We start from the raw sequence: 16,110 nt of genomic DNA, 5'->3' as shown, positions 1-16,110 counted from the left end.
GAACCGAGGTACCGCGATGTCACTGTCGACAGAGTTGGCCGACTATTGCGTGTCGACCAGGTACGAGGCGGTGCCCGCCGCTGCGGTGCTCCGCGCGAAGGGCGTGCTTCTCGACGAGCTGTGCTGCATGGTGCTGGGCCGGCGGTTGCCGGCGGGCGAGCTGCTCGGCCGGTACGTCGCCTCGCTCGGCGGCGGCCAGGAGGCCACGGTGGCCGGCACCGCGGTCCGGGCGCCGCGTGCGTTCGCGGCGTTGGCCAACGGCACCGCCGGGCACGCCGACGAGCTCGACGGCGCGCACATCACCGAGGGCCATCCGGGGGCCACCCTGGTCGCGACGTGCCTTGCGGTGGCGGAGAAGCAGCGGGCATCGGGCCGCGAGCTGCTCAACGCGCTCGTGCTCGGCTACGACCTCGCGACCCGGCTCGTGGACACCGTCGGCGGGCGGTACCACCTGCTCACCACCCGGCACGTGCACACCGACTTCCTGCACGCCTTCGGGGCCGCGGCCGGCGCGAGCCGGCTGCTGGGCCTGTCGGCGGACCAGCACCGGCACGCCTGGGCACTCACCGCGTGCCAGGCGATCAGCCTCGCGGCATTCTTCGAGGAGCGCGAGCACCTGAGCAAGTCGTTCACCTACGGGCACGGCGCCTACGCCGGGGTCACCGCCGCGGTGCTCGCAGAGCTGGGTATGGAGGGCAACGACGACGTGTTCGGCGCCAAGCACGGCGTCCTCGCCGCATGGGGCGGGCACGACCGGGCCGGCGTTCTCCTGGCCGGGCTCGGCACCGACTTCGCTGTCATGGACGTCAACTTCAAGTTCTACTCGGCCGGGTACCCGATCCACGCCCAGATCGAGGCGACCCTCGGGCTCATGCGCGACCACGGGCTGCGGACCGCGGACATCGCCGGCATCGATGTTCGCGCCACCACCGAGTGCGTCGAGGTGGTCGACGGCAGGCGGATGCCGAGCATCAGCGCGCAGGTGATGCTGCCGGTGGCCATGATCGCCGGGAAGCTCGGTTTCGCCGAGGCCCACAACGAGGACAACCTCCGCGACCCGGAGGTCAAGCGGCTCGGTGACACGATGACGTTGACCGCGGACGCCGAGATGGACCGGGAGAACCACCGGGGCCGCGGAGCCGCGGTGACCCTGCGGACCACCGACGGCAGGGAGCTGTTCCGCCACGTGCGCTGGCCGCACGGCCATTGCCGCGCCGGGGACATTACCTGGGACGAGCTGGTGGGCAAGTGCCACGGCATGGTCGACGAGGACCTCGGACCGGCCCAAGTGGACGAGCTCGCCGACGTCATCGCCGGGCTGGACGGCGTCGACGACCTGAGCGCGCTGACTCGGCTGCTCGTACCACGGACCTGACCGCGCCCGCTACCGCACGCCCTGTCGCACCCCGTTCCGCACGTCCCGCGGTCGCCGCGGTCCATCCGAGAGCCCGAAGAGCGGAGTCGCCAGGATGCTGGAGAAGGAACTCATCAATTTTCTGTCCGGTGTGTCGTACGACGACCTGCCGCCCGACGCGGTGGACGCGGCCCGGCGGGAGACACTGTGGACACTGGGGACCTCGGTCGCCGGGTCGGGGGCGGAGGGCTCGGACCTGATCCTGCGGTTCGCCGGCGACCTCGGCGGCAGTCCACAAGCGACGGTTCTGGGCGTCGGCGACCGGCTGCCGGCCAGCGTCGCCGGGTTCGTCAACGGCTGTTTCGCCAAGGCGTTGGAGTACGAGGACAAGCTGTGGATCGACGACGGCCACGGCTACGCGATCGGCACCTCGGTGGTGCCCGCGGCGCTGGCCACCGCGGAGCTGGTCGGTGGCGTGGACGGCAGGACCCTGCTCGCTGCCATTGCCTCGGCGACCGACGTGCAGGCCAGGCTGGTGCGCTCGGTGCACGGCCTGCTGGAGAGTGGCTGGAACGGCACCTACATCTTCGGCGCGTTCGGCGCGGCGATGGCGGCCGGGAAGGTGCTCGGCCTGACCGGGCCCGGGCTGACCAACGCGCTCGGCCTCGCCTACGCCCAGGCGTGCGGGAACTTCCAGGGTCAGGTGGAAGGGGTGCTCGGGGTGCGGATGCAGAGCGGGTTCGGCGTCCGCAACGGGATCAGCGCGGCGCAGCTGGCCAAGCTGGGCGCCACCGGCACCGCGGAGTTCCTCACCGGCAGGTACGGGATGTTCCGGCTGCACTTCGGTGGCCTCGAGGTCGACGAGGAGTCCATCGTGGACGATCTGGGCGCGGACTTCCATGGCACCAGGCTGGGTTACAAGGCTTACCCGTGCGGCGCGGTGGCGCACCCCGCGCTCGACGCGCTGCGCTCCCTCGGCGTCGAACCCGGCCAGGAGCTCGCCCGGATCACGGTCTTCGCAACGCCGCGAGCCGAGATCATGTGCGAGCCGGCCGAGCACCGGCGTGCGCCGCGCAGCCACGTCGAGGCCCAGTTCAGCCTGCCGTGGGTGGTGGCCTGCGTGGCGGTGGACGGCGACCTTCGGCTGCGCCACTTCGAGGACGAGGCGCTCGCCGACCCGCGAATCCGGTCGCTGGCCGGCCGGATCGAGGTGGACCTGAACGGTGACCGCAAGGACTGCCACGTCGAGGTCGAGCTCGCCGGCGGCGAGGTCCTGCGGTCGAAGCCGGTCGGTGCGGCGAAGGGCCACGGGTCGAACCCGCAGACGACCGACGAGCTGGTCGACCGGTACCGGGACTGCGTCACGGCGGGCGCGAAGCCGCTGGACGATTCGCGGACCGAGCAGGCGAAGGACCTGATCCTCCGGCTGGAGGGTGTCGGCGATGTCCGGGACATCGTCGCGCTGCTCGCCTAGCCTAGCCGGCCCCACTCTTCCCATTCCAGAAAGGCGACGACATGAGATTGCGCAACCGGTGGTTACGCCTGGGAGCCCTGCTGTGCACGGCCGTGCTGGTGGCCGCAGGCTGCGGCGAGGCGGCGCCCGAGCCGGGCGCCAACGAGGTCGACCGGCAGGACGACCAGCTTTCCCTCGCCCAGGACGAGGGTGAGGTGGTCTGGTACGCCGGGCTGGAGCTGAGCCTGGTCGACACGATCGTGGCCGGCTTCGAGAAGAAGACCGGCATCTCGGTGGACGCCATCCGGCTCGGCGGCGAGGAGGTGGCCACCCGGCTGCTCCAGGAAAGCGACGCCGAGGTGCACCTGGCCGACGTCATCTACACCGGCAACGAGGGGAACTTCGTCGACTTCAAGAAGCGGGACCTACTCGCGCCGTACCGCTCGGCCGAGCTGTCGCATTTCGACAAGGCCTACTACGACGAGGACCTGGCCTACTACGTGCCGTACGCGAACCGGTTCTGGATGGTGTACAACACCAACCTCGTGCCGGAGTCCGAGGCGCCGAAGAGCTACGCCGACCTCGCGGATCCCAAGTGGAGCGGTGCGCTGGCGATCTCCCACCCCGGCTACAGCGTCGGCGCGGCCATCGTGCCGTTCTTCTGGTCCCAGACCCCCGGCCTGGGCCTCGACCTGATGGACAAGATCGCCGCGAACAAGCCCCTGATCAACCAGTCCGTGCACGACAGCATGGCCGCGGTCATCTCCGGCGAACGCAAGGTCGCGGTCGTGGTCAACGACGCCGGGTTCTACACCGACGGCAAGGGCGCGCCGGTCGAGGCCGTCTACCCGACGGAGGGCGTGCCGACCTCCGGTGGCGGTGTCGGCGTGGCGAAGCAGGCGCCACACCCCTACGCCGCACGCGAGCTGCTCGACTACATCCTGTCGCGCGAGGGCCAGCAGATCATGGCCGACGCGTCCCGCACGGTGTTCCGCGACGATGTGACGTACCCGGCCGGCTACGTGCCGCCGACCAGCGGGGACCAGAACCTCTACGTGGTCGACCCCGCGGAGTTCGCCGCCAAGCACGACGAGATCGTCACCCACTTCCAGAAGGTGTTCGGGGTCTAGTGTCCCCCGCCGGAAGTTCGTCACTTGATTCGCCGGCCCAGCGTCCTGCTGGCGGCGTTGCCGGTCCGCCCGAGTACAACCCGGTACGAGGACGAACCGGCGCCTTGCCAGCAGAAACCTGGACTCACCGACTCAAGCAACAGACTCCCGGCGGGGGACGCTAGCCACACGAGGAGGGGATCACCACCGGGCAGGAAGGATGACGATGGCCACCATGACGGCGCCGGACCTGCGCGACGACAGCGAGGGGACCGGCCTGCGCTCCCGCGCGAGGTCGGCCCTGCACCGCTACCCGCTGCCCGTCGTCACCGGGTTGGTCCTCGCGGTGCTGATCCTCCCCCCGCTCGGCTGGCTGCTGGTCCTGAGCACGCGGGTCGAGGGCGGCGGCGGGCTGACCCTCGGCAACTTCGCCACGGTGCTGTCCGACGACCGCTACCTCAGCGCCATCGGCCGGTCGCTGTTCATCGGCTGGTGCGTCGGCGTGCTGTGCATCCTGCTGGCGGCCCCGGCCGCGTGGGCGGTGGCCCGCACGGACATGCCGCACCGCACGACGATCCGCACGCTCATCGTGGGCAGCTTCGTGCTGCCGTCGTTCCTCGGCGCGCTGGCCTGGATCCTGCTCGCCGGGCCGAACGCGGGGCTGCTCAACCGGGCTTACCGCGCGATCACCGGCGCCGCCCAGGGACCGGTCGACATCTACAGCCTCGGCGGGCTGATCTTCGTCATCACCATGTCCATGTACCCGCTGTGCTTCCTGCTGTTCTCCACGGCGCTGGAGAACATCCCCGCCGACTCCGAGGACGCGGCGACCATCCTCGGTGCCAGCGGGCGCAAGGTCGCGGTCAGCATCACCATCCCGCTGGTCACCACCGCGATCCTCGGCGGGTTCATCCTGGTGTTCCTCGAGGCCATCTCGGTGTTCGGGCCACCCGCGATGCTCGCCATCCCCAGCGGCTTCCACGTGATCACGACCCAGATCTACGCCCTGCTGCAGTACCCGCAGCACCTCGAGCTCGCCGCGGCACTGTCGATGCCGCTGCTCGTCATCACGCTGATCCTCGTCTGGCTGCAACGGCGGTTCATCGGCCGGCGCAGCTACGTGACGGTGACCGGCAAGTCCGGCGGCCGGCGGCCGGTCGCGCTCGGCAGGTGGAAATGGCTGGCACTCGGCTACTGCTGGCTTCTGGTGGTCGTGTCCCTGGTGCTGCCGGTGGCCGTGCTGCTGTGGGTGGCCCTGTCCAAGTCCTGGGGGCAGGGCTTCGGGCTGTCCAACCTGACCCTCGACAACTTCACCTACGTGCTGTTCGACTACCGGCCGGCGCGCTCGGCCCTGTTCAACAGCCTCACCCTGGCCATCCTCGCCGCGACCGCGGCCGCCGTGCTCGCCGCGCTGATCTCCTACGTCACCTCGCGGCGCCTGGTCCGCGGCCACCAGGTGCTGCCGGTGCTGACGATGGCGCCCGTGGTGCTGCCGGGCCTCGTGCTCGCCGTCGGCCTGTTCATGACCTACGCACGGCCGCCGTTCGTGCTGTACGGCACGATCTGGGTGCTGTTCATCGCCTTCGTGACGAAGTTCCTGCCCTACGCCTACATCAACACCAGCTCGGCGATCAGCTCGCTGGACACCGATCTCGAGGACGCCAGCCGGATCATGGGCGCCACCCGGACCCGCACCCTCACCCGCATCGTGTTCCCGCTGATGAAAGGCGGCATCATGTCCGCCTGGATCCTCGTGTTCATGGTGTCGCTGCACGAGCTGAGCGCCTCGGTGCTCCTCTACACCTCCAAGTCCAGAGTGCTCTCGATCGTGCTGCTGGACCTGCAGGGGGACGGCCGGTACGAGGACGCCGCCGTCGTCGGCATCCTCCTGCTCGCGGTCACCCTGGTGATCGTCGGGATCGGCTACCGGGTGATCGGCAAGGACATCGTGAACATGCGGACGAACTGAGGGACCACTGTGGACGGACTGGAGATATCCCGGCTGCGCAAGGACTTCGACGACATCCTGGTGGTCGACGGGATCGACCTGAGCGTACGCGCCGGTGAGTTCGTCTCCCTGCTCGGACCGTCCGGCTGCGGCAAGACGACCACGCTGCGCATGATCGCCGGGCTGCTCAACCCGTCGTCCGGGACCGTCGAGCTGGACGGCCGGACGCTCTCGCGCGACAGCACGCTGCTCGTCCCGCCGGAGCGCCGGAACATGTCGATGATCTTCCAGAGCTACGCCGTATGGCCGCACAAGAAGGTGTTCGACAACGTCGCCTACGGGGTCCGGCTGCGCAAGCTCCCGGCCGCCGAGACCAAGCGGCGGGTGCTGGCCGCGCTGGAGGTCGTGAAGATGGCCCACCTCGCCGACCGCTACCCCGGACAACTCAGCGGCGGCCAGCAGCAGCGGGTCGGCCTGGCCCGCGCGCTGGCCGTCGAGCCGCGGGTGCTGCTGATGGACGAGCCGCTGAGCAACCTGGACGCATCGCTGCGCGAGGAGATGCGGTTCGAGATCAGAAGGATCCACGACGAGTTCAAGATCACCACCGTGTACGTCACACACGACATCTCCGAGGCCATCGTGGCCTCCGACCGGATCGCGCTGATGAACGGCGGCCGGATCGAGCAGATCGGCTCACCCGAAGAGCTGTACGAGAACCCCAGGACCGCGTTCGCCGCCGGGTTCATCGGCCCCGTCAACCTGCTGCCCGCCACCGCGGCCGGACCCGACGCCGTCGAGCTGTCCGAGTGCCCGGAGACCCTGCGGCTGCCGGCAGACTCGACGATATCGGCCGGGGCGAAGGTAACCATCGCGTTCCGGCCGCACGACGCCACCCTCACCGCGACCGGCACGGCCGTCCGCGGCGACCACAACATGCTCCACGGAACCGTGGCCCGGCAGGCCTACATCGGTCACGCACGCGACTACGTGCTGCGCCTCGCCACCTCCGACCGGACCATCCGGGTGATCACCCCACCCAGCACCAACTTCGCGCCCGGCGAGGCCGTGTCGGTGACCATCCCGATCCCGCGATGCCGACTGGTGTCCGACGACGGCCGGCCCTGACCCCGCGCGGCCACCTCGGCCGGGCGGCGGCCCGGACGGCCGAGTGCGATGGTGGACGACGTCAAGCGGGCGAGGACCGGGTCGCGGGCCACGAGGATCGTGGTGACCGGGAGCCCGGCGAGCCGCTTCGGCGGAGGGTTGTGGCCGGGCCGGCTGGGAAAGTGCGATCATGCGGTCATGAGTGAGCGGGTGTTGGCGAGGCGCCGGCTCGCCAACACCGACAGCATGATCGTCGAGGACATCGGGTGTGCTGGCGGGTCCCCGCGCTGGACCCCGGTCGCCGCCGACGAGGGATACGCGGTCATCCTGGTGCGTGCGGGCGCGTTCCGCCGGCAGGCCGCCGGCCAGGACGCGGTCATCGACCCGAGCGGCGGTCTGGTCAGTGTGCACGGCGTGGAGGAGCGGTGGGCGTACCCGGCCGGTGGCACGCAGCGGGTCACGTTGATCGGGCTGACGCGCGAGGCCCACGACGAGCACCTGCATGACCTCGTCGACTGGCGACTGCGCACCGACACCGAGTTCGACGTGCGGCACCGGGCGATGCTGGCCGCGTGCGCGCGCGGAGCGGACCGGTTCGAGATCACCGAACGCCTGCTCGGCCTGCTCGGCTCGCTGTCCCCGAGGGAAGACGTCCCGACCGGGCGCCGGCCCGGCACCGAGGCGGCACACCGGCGGCTGGCCGACTCCGTGCTCGACGCGTTGTCCGGCGGGCACCTGACCGCGGGACTGCCGGATCTGGCCGCGCTCGTCGGCGCGTCGCCAGCACATCTGAGCAGGACGTTTCGCCGGGTGACCGGGCGCACGCTCACCCACTACCGCAACGAGTTGCGGGTCCGGGCCGTGCTGGAGGACCTGACCAGTGGAGCGGAGAGCCTCGTCGCGCTTGCCGCGCGGTACGGCTTCACCGACCAGGCACACCTCACGCGAATCGTGCGCCGGCACGCGAACACCACGCCGGGGCGGCTCCGGACCGAACTGAGCACGAAAGTACAAGCCTCGACGTGACACGTCCGGCGATGCTGGCCCGGTGAGAACACGTCACCTGACGGCCGCGCTGCTGGTGGTCGCCACCCTGGTTGTCGGCGGGGCACCCACCACGAGCGCCACTCCCGGCCTACCCGCCCCGATCCGCCAGTTCCTCGCCGGCGGCTTCGGCCATCCGGCGCTCGCCGCGCCCGCGCAGAACCGGCTGTTCGCCCGGCTGGTCGGCGTGTGGAGCTGCGCGCTCCGCTTCGACGACGGCTCCTCGGCTTTCCCGTCGACCTGGGCATTCAAGTACAGCGTCGGCGGCTTCGGTGTCGAGCACCTGTACTACCAGGCGAAGAAGGACCTGGTGCCGCCGCTGCGCCCGCTCGGCCGTGACCTGTATTCGCAGGCACTGACGCTGTACGACCCGCAGGCGGGCGAGTGGCGCTTCGTCGGCGCGAGCGACGTCGCCGGGTTCGGCCCGGTTACCCAGTCGATGCCGGGTCACCAGCAGGGCGGCGACCTGTACTTCAGCACCGGCACGACAAGTCGCGACGTGTTCGCCGGTATCACCACGCACGCGTTCGAATGGCTGCAACAGGAGACGACCGACAGCGGGCAGACCTGGGACACCGCGGTGCGCGTCGGTTGCCACCGGCGCTAGCGTTCCGCGAAGTCTGTTGCTTATATCGGCGGATCCAGGTTTCTGCTGGCAAGGCGCCGGTTCGTCCTCGTACCGGGTGGCGGGACCACGGTCACCACCTACTACTCGATCATCGATGACCGGGCGGCTGACGCCGAGGCGGTGGCGCGGGCGGCGGATGTGGAGTCCGAGCAGCGGACGAGACCTTTGTGGATCCGGCGACCAACGCGAGTAGGGCGAGGGTGGCGGCGGGGAGGAGGCCGAGGGCTGCGTAGCCGAGGTGTTGGGCGAGGAGTCCGCCGAGGGCGGGGCCGGCGAGGTAGCCGAGGATGCCGAGTTGGGACCAGACGACCATGGCGGTGACGATGCGGTTGGTCGGGACGGCGGCCAGGAGCAGGCCGGTGGCGCCGGTTTGGGCGGCGCCGGCGCCGAGGCCGATCAGGAGCAGGCCGGCTGCCCAGGGGGCGTAGGTGGTGGTGGCGCCGGTGAGGGTGAGTCCGGTGGTGATGGCTGCTGCGCCGGCGATGAGCATGCGGGCGGGTGGTTGGTGGCCGGCGGCGGCGGAGCCGATCGCGATCAGCGCGCCGACGCCGAGGTAGGTCAGGCCGATGCCGGTCTGGGAGAGTCGGTCGGCGAAGTGGAGGGGGAGGACGCCGTCGAGCGCGCCGGTGGCCAGGATCGCGAGCATGATCCCGATGGCGGAGACCCAGAATCCTCGGGTGCGCAGCGCGGCGCGGTCGGGGTGGAACTGGTCGGCCGCCGGCTTCGGGAGGGCGGCCGCGGCGGGGGCGACGATCGCGAGCAGCAGGGCGTAGGTGAGGAACGGCGCGGCGGTGCCGCCGAGTGCGCCGAGCATCGGGCCGAGGAGGGCACCGGCGGAGTAGGCGGCGTAGATGCGGCTCATGCACAGGTACTCCTGGCCGGGCCAGTAGGCCAGGGTCGCGAAGGTGACGCCGATCCAGAGTCCGCCGGAGCCCAGGCCCATCAGGGCGCGGGCGGCGAACAGCGCGGGGAGCCCGGGTGCGGTCGCGAACAGCATCGCGCCGGCCGCGGCCAGCGCGATGGCGGTGAGCAGGGTGGTGCGGGTGCGGCCGGCGCGGACGAGGCGTCCGGCGGCGGCGAACCCGACCATCATCGTGAGGGGGAAGGTGCTGGCCAGTGCGCCGATGACGGCGGGGCCGGCGTGGTGGCGCTCGGCCAGGGTGGGCAGGGTCGGGGCGATCACGCTGTAGCCGGCGGAGTCGACCGCGCTCAGGATGAGCAGTACGGGATAGGCGAGCGACTGTGCTCGAGGGCGCCGCACCCATGCCGGGACGCTCCACGACCGCCGACCGCCGGTGCTGGACGCCATCACCGACGCCGTCGCGGGAGCCGAGTCATCGTCGGAGCACCCTCGTCATGAACGAACGATGTGCTCGAGGTCGTCCACCACGACCTTCACTCCGCTCTCCTCGGGGCGTCCTCACGCGACGGTCAGCAGGCGGGGCCGGCGACGGAGTCGGCGCGGCGTTCGACGAGGACGGTGTCGTGCCAGGTGTCGCCCAGCTGGGCGATCCGCTCTCGCACGCCGACGGTGCGGTAGCCGGCCGAGTGGTGCAGGGCGATGCTGGCGCGGTTCTCGGTGAAGATCGCGGTCTGCAGGGTCCACAGGCCGGCCTCGTCGGCGGCGAGGACCTGCTGGCGGATGAGGGCTTTGCCGATGCCGCGGCCGCGGTGGCCGTCGGCGACGTAGATCGAGCTCTCGGCGACGCCTGCGTAGCACTCGCGGGCCGAGACGGGGGACAGCGCGGTCCAGCCGACGACCTCGCGGGTGCCGCCTTGGCCGAGCTCGGCGACCCACCGGTGGTCGGGCAGCCACCTGGCGTCCAGCGACGCGCGGCTGGGGACTGCGGTCTCGAAGGTGGCGACACCTGTGCCGATGCCCTCGGCGTGGATGCGGCGCACCGCGGCCCAGTCGGCGGGCTCGAGCGCGCGGACGGTGACGTCGTCCGGCACGTCGGCGGGGCAGCAGGGGCGGGGTGCGAGCAGCCCCATCACGGCGTCGGCGGCGTGCGGCAGGCCGACGCAGCAGGCCTGGTTGACGGTCACCCTGGTGCTGGTGCCTTCCTTGTGCAGCAGCAGGAAGCCGACGTCGGCGAGCTTGCGGACGTGGTGGGAGCAGGTGGACTGGCTGATGCCCAGCAGGTCGGTCAGCGCGCCCACGGTGATCCCGCCGGGTGTGGTGGCGACGACGTGCAGCAGGCGCACCCGGGTCGGCTCCGAAAGGCTGGCGAACCACTCGGCGTAGGTCGCGGCCTCCTGCTCCGGGAGAACCTGTGCGGGTGGGGCGGTGGTCGTCATGCCGCCGATTATCGATACGGATCGATGATGCGTCAATCGATAGTGAGCCGGCGAACCGTGGCTACCAGCAGGCGGGCCGCGGTGGTGAGCGTGGCGGGGTCGACGCGGTCAGGGGTTTCGGCGGGGGTCTGGTAGCCGGGGATGCCCATGCCGATGCCGATCGCGGGCAGGCCCGCGGCGGCGTAGCGGCGGTTGTCCGAGGCCATCGACCCGGCGCGCAGCGGCACTCCCACCTCGCGGCCGGCGCGGTCCAGCGCGGCGAGCAGCGACTGCGCCGGGCCGCCGGCCTCCACTGCGGCCGCGTCGTCGAGCGCGGCGGCGCCGTCGATGTTGATCACATTGGTCTCCGCGGGTAGCTGGGCGGCGTGGTGCGCGGAGCCGTGCGCACCTGCTTCCTCGGCATCGAGCAGCGCGACCGCGAGGCCGAACCCGGCGGGTCGTGATGTCGCGAGCAGGCGCGTGGCCTCGAGGACGACCGCCACGCCCGAGGCGTTGTCGCCGGCGGCGGGCAGTCGCTGGTCCGGGTCGTCGCCGACACCGTCGTAGTGCGCGGTCAGCAGTACCGACACGGCCCCGTCCGCGGGTTTCGCGACGATGCCGTGCACGTTGGTGCCGGTTGCCGCGACCGTGCGCAACGGCATCGACGCGACCACCTCGCCCAGCTCGGCGACCATCCGCGCGTGGAGATCCGTCCGCACGGCGAGGATCGGGAGCGCGAGCGGGGGCGGGCCGGCGATCATCTTCGGCATCCAGCCCTCGGCGTCGACACCGCGGGGCACCAGCAGCCCCAGGGCGCCGGCCGCACCGGCCCGGGCGGCGAGGTCGTGGTCGGCCGCGGCGGCCAGCACCCAGCACCCGCGCACCGGTTCGATGGCCAGGGCGCCCGTGTGCGGGGTGGGCAGGTCGGCCGAGGCAAGGTGCTCCGCGAAGTCCCGCCGGTGGACGAGCGGTTCGTCCCACCAGCGCAGGGTTGGCGTCGCGTACAGCTCCCGCACCGCCGCGACCGGGAACTTCTCCATGCTCACCGTCGCTCCGAGCTCGGCCAGTTGTCCGGCGAGCCAGTCCGCGGCCGCTCGCCCGCCGGAGGTCCCGACCCGGCGACCGGTGAACGCGTCGGCGGCGAGGTGGGAGACGGTGGCGGTCATCCGAGCGGCGTCGAGCTCGGCCGGGCCGGGGTCGGCGACCGGCGCCGACCCCACTCGCGGCTTCATCCGCAGCACCCGGCACCGGCGTCGACGGCTTCCGTGCGAGCGGCCGGCGTGCAGCACTCGCCCGCGGCGGTGGCCTCGGCGCTACCGCAGCAGCCGCCCGCCGCCGAACCGGTCCCGGCGGTGCCGGTCCCGGCCGCAACGGTGCCGCCGCAACAGCCACCGACGGCCGGCGGGGTGAAGGCCTCGGCGGGGTCGCCGACGAAGCCGCCAGGTGTCGCGTCCGTGCTCATGTCCCACTCCTCGTGTCGATGCGATGACCGCGGGCGCGGTCCAGGGCTCTGATTAGATGGCTGTCTAAGCAGCCGCACGAGGCCAGCTTGCCCGTTGCTTCGATGAGTGTCAATATAGAAGTATGTCGAACCAGGATGTGGCCGAGGACGTGCGGGTCGAGATCGGCGGGTGCTGTGCGCCGCTGACGGCCGCGCCGCTCGCGGTCGACCAGGCGGACTCCGTGGCCCGGATGTTCAAGGCGCTGGGCGACCCGGTTCGGCTTCGGCTGCTGTCGCTGATCACCTCGGCCGGCGGCGAGGTGTGCGTCTGCGATCTGACCGCGGCGTTCGACCTGACCCAGCCGACCATCTCGCACCACCTCAAGGTGCTGCGTGAGGCGGGTTTGGTGGACAGTCAGCGGCGAGGCACGTGGGTGTACTACTGGCCACGGCCGGAGGTCTTCGAGCGGCTGTCCGCCCTGCTCGACACGCCTGGGCTCGCCCCGGCGTAGGAGCACGCGGCCGATAATCGATTCGAATCGATGGTTGCGTTCATCGAACATGGTCGATACTGTCGGCCGCAGTTAATCGAGTGGGATCGATGAATGGAGTTGAGTGATGTCGGAGCTTCCCGTGGTGGTGGTCGGGGCTGGGCCGGTGGGTCTGGCGGCGGCGGCCGAGCTGGTCGGGCGTGGGCTGGAGCCGTTGGTGCTGGAGAAGGCGGATCAGGCCGGTGCGGCCGTGGCGCAGTGGCACCACGTGCGGCTGTTCTCGCCCTGGTCCGAACTCGTCGCGCCCGCTGCTGGCCGGCTGCTCGAGACCACGGGCTGGGTCCGGCCGGGCGGCGAGGGCTACCCGACGGGTGAGGAGTGGGCGAGCCGCTACCTGCGGCCGCTCGCCGCCGTGTTGCGGGAGCGGGTCCGGTTCGGCGCCGAGGTCATCGGGGTGGCGCGGCGGGGGCGCGACCGGGTGGTCGACGCCGGCCGGGACACCGAGCCGTTGACCGTCCACATCCGACAGCTGGACGGTCGCGAGGAGCGGGTCAATGCCCGGGCCGTGGTCGACGCGTCGGGGACCTGGGGCACGCCGAACCCGTGGGCGGCGACGGGCTGCCCGCGCTCGGCGAGCACGCGGCGGCGGATCGGGTCTCGTATCGAGTGCCGGACCTGTCGGACCTGGCAGTGCGGGCCCGGTACGCGGGCAAGCATGTCGCGGTGGTCGGCAGTGGACACTCGGCGTTGACCGCGCTGGTCGCGCTCGCCGACCTGGCCGACACGGGGACGCGGATCAGTTGGGTGCTACGCCGGGGCGTCGTGGGTGACGCCTTCGGCGGCGGCGATGCCGACCAGCTGCCGGCGCGCGGCGCGCTCGGCCGGCGCGCGCGGGGTTCGGTGGCCGCTGGCCATGTCCAGGTGGTGACGGGGTTTCGGACTGAGGCCGTCGAGCGCGATGACGCAGGACGCCTCGTTCTGTTGTCCGGCAACGGGCAGCGGGTGTCCGATGTGGACCAGGTAGTGGTGCTGGCCGGGTTCCGGCCGGACCTGTCGTGGCTCTCGGAGCTGCGCCTGGAGCTGGACGCGACGCTGCAGGCGCCGGTCGCCCTGGCGCCACTCATCGACCCGAACGTCCACTCCTGCGGCACCGTGTACCCGCACGGCGTCAAGGAGCTGGCACACCCCGAGCCCGATGTGTACCTCGCGGGCATGAAGAGCTACGGCCGCGCACCGACCTTCCTGGCGATGACCGGATACGAGCAGGTCCGCTCGATCGTCGCCGCGATCTCCGGCGACCATGCGGCCGCGGAGCGGGTCGAGCTGGTGCTGCCGGAGACCGGGGTGTGCGGGGGCGCGGGCGTGTTCGACGATCCCGCGCAGGACCAGTCGGGTGGTTGCTGCGGTCCGGTTGCGGCGCCGGAGATGCTGACCTTGTCGGCGCCGTCGGCGCGGTGACCGGTCCGCGCGGCGGCACGAGGACCACCGCGCCGGGGGAGGTGTCGCGCACGGGGAAGCGGGTGGTGCTCGCGACCCTGTGCACGACCCAGGTCACCAGCTGGGGTGTGCTCTACTACGCCTTTCCCGTGCTGGCAGGCGACATCACCGCGGCCACCGGCTGGTCCACCGCGGCGATCACCGCCGCGCTGTCGGCCAGCCAGCTGGTGGCCGCGCTGGTCGGGATCCCGATCGGCCGCCATCTCGACCGGCACGGCCCGCGGGCCGTGATGACCGCCGGGTCGGTGCTCGCCGTGCCGGCGGTGGTGGCGGTCGCGACGGCGCAGAACCTGGCCTGGTTCCTCGCCGCCTGGCTGGCGGTCGGGGTGGCGATGGGGGCGGTGCTCTACCCGCCCGCGTTCGCCGCGCTGACCCGCTGGCACGGCCCCGACCCGGTGCGGGCGCTCACGATCCTTACCCTCGCGGGCGGGCTGGCGAGCACCGTGTTCGCCCCACTGACCGCCGTGCTCGCCGCGCACCTGGACTGGCGCGCCACCTATCTGGTGCTCGCCGGGATCCTCGCGGTGGTCACGATTCCGGCGCACTGGTTCGGTCTGCGCCAGCCCTGGCCGCCACGTCCCGAACCCGGCCCCGTCGACACCGATCCGCGGCAGACCGCCCGCAGCGGTGCGTTCGTCACATTGGCCGTGGCGCTGAGCCTGACCGCACTCGCCACGTTCGCCGCGGTGATCAACCTGGTGCCGCTGCTCGCCGAGCGCGGCATCTCGACGGGGGTTGCCGCGGTCGCGCTGGGGCTCGGTGGCGCCGGCCAGGTCGTCGGCCGGCTCGGCTACGCCACGATCGTCCGCCGCACCAGCGTGCTCGCCCGGACGGTGGCGATCCTGCTCGCGATCGCGGTGACCACCGCGCTGCTCGGCGTGCTCACCACCGTGGTCACGTTGGTCGCCGGCGCGGTGGTGGCCGGCATGGCGCGTGGGGTGTTCACCCTTCTGCAGGCCACCGCGGTCACCGACCGCTGGGGTCGCCGGTACTACGGCCACCTCACCGGTCTGCTGTCCGCCCCGATGACGATCACCATGGCGCTGGCTCCGTTCGCCGGCGCCGCGACCGCCGACCTGCTCGGCAGCTACAGCACGACCTTCCTGATCCTCGGCGCACTCGCGGCGGTGGCCGCCGCGCTCGCCAACTTGACCGTTCCCAAGCTCCACAAGGAACTCTCATGAACGTCGTCGGGCCGATCGGGCACCTGCTCCGCACTCCGCCGCACGCGCCGGTCAGCGACCCCGGCCGCTGCTTGCGCGGCGTGACCGCGATCGCCAGGTCGGCCACGATCTTGCCCGGGTCCATGCGCCGCCAACCGCGGTCGCCATGGCCTCAACGCCGCCGAGAGCGCCCGCTCGAGCCCACACCCGACCGGTCTGCGCCAGACCTCGGACCGTCGCAATCCCGATTTTCCCCTTGCAGGACAGGCACTTCCGTGTATTCAGACCGAGTGTCGCGCCAACCCACGGGAAAGCGGCAGGTTGGTGGCCGGGACCACGGCCCGCCGCTCGCGGTCGGAGCGGACACGGTGGGTGCATGCTGACCCGATGGGGTGAAATCCTTGCCACACAACGGAAATTGCGCACGGTCTTCGGTAGACTGAACATATGTGCGAGCCGCTTGTCGATCTACCCGAGGACCCCACCCCCGGAGCCATACCGCTGGCGACGGCACGCGGGTTCACGCGAGCGGCCTGGCAGAACGAGGGACACTCGCTGGAACAACTCGCCGTGTATGCGGCGGCCAGTGGTGGCGAGTTCG

General features: G+C 71.6%; 13 protein-coding genes and 1 pseudogene. 10 read left to right on the top strand and 4 right to left on the bottom strand.

Annotation, left to right across the window (positions count from 1 at the left end; genetic code table 11):
- Positions 1-16 precede the first annotated feature (16 nt).
- The 7 genes from GEV28_RS04715 to GEV28_RS04685 all read left to right on the top strand — a co-directional run bounded on the left by GEV28_RS04715 (position 17) and on the right by GEV28_RS04685 (position 8,619).
- Positions 17-1,375, top strand: coding sequence for an MmgE/PrpD family protein (locus tag GEV28_RS04715; RefSeq protein WP_291408943.1), 1,359 nt, complete (start codon positions 17-19; stop codon positions 1,373-1,375).
- Between the two features lie 94 nt (positions 1,376-1,469).
- Positions 1,470-2,828: an MmgE/PrpD family protein gene (locus GEV28_RS04710; RefSeq protein WP_291408941.1), complete on the top strand. Its 1,359-nt coding sequence runs from the start codon at positions 1,470-1,472 to the stop codon at positions 2,826-2,828.
- Between the two features lie 41 nt (positions 2,829-2,869).
- Positions 2,870-3,937: an extracellular solute-binding protein gene (locus GEV28_RS04705; RefSeq protein WP_291408939.1), complete on the top strand. Its 1,068-nt coding sequence runs from the start codon at positions 2,870-2,872 to the stop codon at positions 3,935-3,937.
- A gap of 205 nt (positions 3,938-4,142) precedes the next feature.
- Entirely contained in the window at positions 4,143-5,885 is a 1,743-nt protein-coding gene (locus GEV28_RS04700) for an iron ABC transporter permease (RefSeq protein ID WP_291408937.1), read from the top strand.
- Positions 5,886-5,894: 9 nt separating this feature from the next.
- A complete protein-coding gene (locus GEV28_RS04695; protein ID WP_291408935.1) occupies positions 5,895-6,989 on the top strand; it encodes an ABC transporter ATP-binding protein in 1,095 nt (364 codons plus the stop codon).
- Between the two features lie 177 nt (positions 6,990-7,166).
- Positions 7,167-7,994, top strand: coding sequence for a helix-turn-helix transcriptional regulator (locus GEV28_RS04690; RefSeq protein WP_291408934.1), 828 nt, complete (start codon positions 7,167-7,169; stop codon positions 7,992-7,994).
- A gap of 22 nt (positions 7,995-8,016) precedes the next feature.
- A complete protein-coding gene (locus GEV28_RS04685) occupies positions 8,017-8,619 on the top strand; it encodes a hypothetical protein (protein ID WP_291408932.1) in 603 nt (200 codons plus the stop codon).
- A 109-nt stretch (positions 8,620-8,728) separates the two neighbouring features.
- Here GEV28_RS04685 and GEV28_RS04680 read toward each other — a convergent pair whose 3' ends face one another.
- The 4 genes from GEV28_RS04680 to GEV28_RS04665 all read right to left on the bottom strand — a co-directional run bounded on the left by GEV28_RS04680 (position 8,729) and on the right by GEV28_RS04665 (position 12,379).
- Positions 8,729-9,901 carry an MFS transporter gene (locus GEV28_RS04680; protein ID WP_291408930.1) on the bottom strand — a complete coding sequence of 391 codons (1,173 nt, stop codon included), beginning with the start codon at positions 9,899-9,901 and terminating at the stop codon, positions 8,729-8,731.
- A 170-nt stretch (positions 9,902-10,071) separates the two neighbouring features.
- On the bottom strand, positions 10,072-10,938 hold the full coding sequence (locus GEV28_RS04675; protein WP_291408928.1) for a GNAT family N-acetyltransferase: 867 nt from the start codon (positions 10,936-10,938) through the stop codon (positions 10,072-10,074).
- 32 nt (positions 10,939-10,970) lie between these two features.
- Positions 10,971-12,149 carry a M28 family peptidase gene (locus GEV28_RS04670; RefSeq protein WP_291408927.1) on the bottom strand — a complete coding sequence of 393 codons (1,179 nt, stop codon included), beginning with the start codon at positions 12,147-12,149 and terminating at the stop codon, positions 10,971-10,973.
- Positions 12,146-12,379, bottom strand: a complete 234-nt coding sequence (locus tag GEV28_RS04665; protein ID WP_291408924.1) for a hypothetical protein — start codon at positions 12,377-12,379, stop codon at positions 12,146-12,148. The genes GEV28_RS04670 and GEV28_RS04665 overlap by 4 nt, the downstream gene beginning before the upstream one ends.
- Positions 12,380-12,501: 122 nt before the next feature.
- On the opposite strand from GEV28_RS04665, the gene GEV28_RS04660 reads away from it, so the two are divergent.
- The 3 genes and pseudogenes from GEV28_RS04660 (at position 12,502) to GEV28_RS04650 (ending at position 15,530) form a co-directional block, all read left to right on the top strand.
- Complete coding sequence (locus GEV28_RS04660) at positions 12,502-12,870, top strand: helix-turn-helix transcriptional regulator (protein WP_291408922.1); 369 nt, start codon at positions 12,502-12,504, stop codon at positions 12,868-12,870.
- Between the two features lie 106 nt (positions 12,871-12,976).
- Positions 12,977-14,307: pseudogene (locus GEV28_RS04655) on the top strand (FAD-dependent oxidoreductase).
- Between the two features lie 65 nt (positions 14,308-14,372).
- Positions 14,373-15,530, top strand: a complete 1,158-nt coding sequence (locus GEV28_RS04650; protein ID WP_291409044.1) for an MFS transporter — start codon at positions 14,373-14,375, stop codon at positions 15,528-15,530.
- Positions 15,531-16,110: the final 580 nt, after the last annotated feature.

The organism is Actinophytocola sp. (genome assembly GCF_009379765.1).
Lineage (GTDB): Bacteria > Actinomycetota > Actinomycetes > Mycobacteriales > Pseudonocardiaceae > Actinophytocola.
This window is presented reverse-complemented; position numbering and strand designations above follow the sequence as displayed.

Excerpts from the sequence above, each read along its gene's own strand:
- GEV28_RS04715 (WP_291408943.1), top strand. The coding sequence starts at position 17 with ATGTCACTGTCGACAGAGTTGGCCGACTATTGCGTGTCGACCAGGTAC.
- GEV28_RS04710 (WP_291408941.1), top strand. The coding sequence starts at position 1,470 with ATGCTGGAGAAGGAACTCATCAATTTTCTGTCCGGTGTGTCGTACGAC.
- GEV28_RS04705 (WP_291408939.1), top strand. The coding sequence starts at position 2,870 with ATGAGATTGCGCAACCGGTGGTTACGCCTGGGAGCCCTGCTGTGCACG.
- GEV28_RS04700 (WP_291408937.1), top strand. The coding sequence starts at position 4,143 with ATGGCCACCATGACGGCGCCGGACCTGCGCGACGACAGCGAGGGGACC.
- GEV28_RS04690 (WP_291408934.1), top strand. The coding sequence starts at position 7,167 with ATGAGTGAGCGGGTGTTGGCGAGGCGCCGGCTCGCCAACACCGACAGC.
- GEV28_RS04675 (WP_291408928.1), bottom strand. The coding sequence starts at position 10,938 with ATGACGACCACCGCCCCACCCGCACAGGTTCTCCCGGAGCAGGAGGCC.
- GEV28_RS04670 (WP_291408927.1), bottom strand. The coding sequence starts at position 12,149 with ATGAAGCCGCGAGTGGGGTCGGCGCCGGTCGCCGACCCCGGCCCGGCC.
- GEV28_RS04665 (WP_291408924.1), bottom strand. The coding sequence starts at position 12,379 with ATGAGCACGGACGCGACACCTGGCGGCTTCGTCGGCGACCCCGCCGAG.
- GEV28_RS04660 (WP_291408922.1), top strand. The coding sequence starts at position 12,502 with ATGTCGAACCAGGATGTGGCCGAGGACGTGCGGGTCGAGATCGGCGGG.